Source organism: Micrococcus sp. HMSC31B01, assembly GCF_001816085.1.
Lineage (GTDB): Bacteria > Actinomycetota > Actinomycetes > Actinomycetales > Micrococcaceae > Micrococcus > Micrococcus luteus.
In genome coordinates this window covers 1-1,090 of the sequence record NZ_KV824866.1, presented here as the reverse complement: position 1 = coordinate 1,090, position 1,090 = coordinate 1, and the positions used below count along the sequence as shown (strand labels likewise).

Here is a 1,090-nt window from a genome sequence, read left to right as displayed (position 1 = left end):
GCGGGCAGGCCGCCGACCCCGCCCGCCGGCGTCGGCCCCGGGTCCCGCGCCTCAGGCCTGGGCACGGATGCGCGCCCCCCACGTCTCGGGGGCGTGGAGCTCGGCCTCGCTCGGCAGCAGCTCGGGGGCGTCCCAGACCACGTTGAACCCGGCCATGCCGAGCTCGGCCACGGCGGCGGCCACGAACCTCTGGCCGTCGCGGTACTGGGCCATCTTGGCGTCCATGCCCAGCAGACGGCGGAGCATGCGGTCCAGGGGCGAGCGGCGGTCGCCGCGCTCGTCGAAGCGGCGGCGGATGGTCTTGACGGAGGACACGACGGAGGAGTCGACACCGTCCATCACCACGTTCGCGTGCCCCTCGAGCAGGGACATCACGGCCGTCAGCCGGGACAGGCGTTCCCGGTCCTCCTCGTCCTGGATCGCCCCGAGCAGGCCCGGCGCGGGGCGGGCCGGGGCCGCGTCCTGCGCGTCGTGTCCGTCCCGCGTCCCGATCCGGCCGGCGTCGGCCTCCCGACCCAGCGGGTTCGCCGCCGCGAGCGCGGTGCGCAGGCGCTCGGGCAGGGACTCGGCCTTGTCGAACAGGCCGACGGTGAGCGCCGTGATCTCGGCCCGCAGGTGCTCGCGCAGCCAGGGCGCGGCCGCGAACTGCACGCGGTGGGTCTGCTCGTGCAGGCACACCCAGAGGCGGAAGTCCGCCGGTTCCACGTTGATCTCCGCGCGCACCTGCGCGACGTTCGGGGCCACGAGCAGCAGGCGTCCGCCGGCGGGGCCGGCCGCCGTCCCCCCGGGGCCGGGCAGCGCGATGAACGGGTCGTACTGGCCGAGGATCCTCCCGGACATCCAGGCGAGGATCCCGCCCATCTCCAGGGCGGTGGCGTGCCGGGTGACGCGGGTGGTGGCGGCGGCGTGCTCGCGGGGCCGGGTGTCCCGCAGGTGCGCGAACGTGGGGTCCAGCAGCGTGGCGAAGGACTGGGTGGCGGCGCGCGACCAGGTGGGGCGGTCCACCACGAGCACCTGCGAGTCGCGCAGGTCCCGTGCCGCCTCGAGCCCGGTCAGGCGGTGGACGTGCGGCACGGCGGCCTCCGCGGCG

Annotated in this window: 1 protein-coding gene; it reads right to left on the bottom strand. The window is 76.5% G+C overall.

Annotated features, from left to right (window positions below):
• Positions 1 to 51: 51 nt before the first annotated feature.
• Positions 52 to 1,090, bottom strand: a 1,039-nt coding sequence (locus HMPREF3105_RS00895; protein ID WP_070708553.1) for a zinc-dependent metalloprotease, incomplete at its 5' end; no start/stop codon positions are given.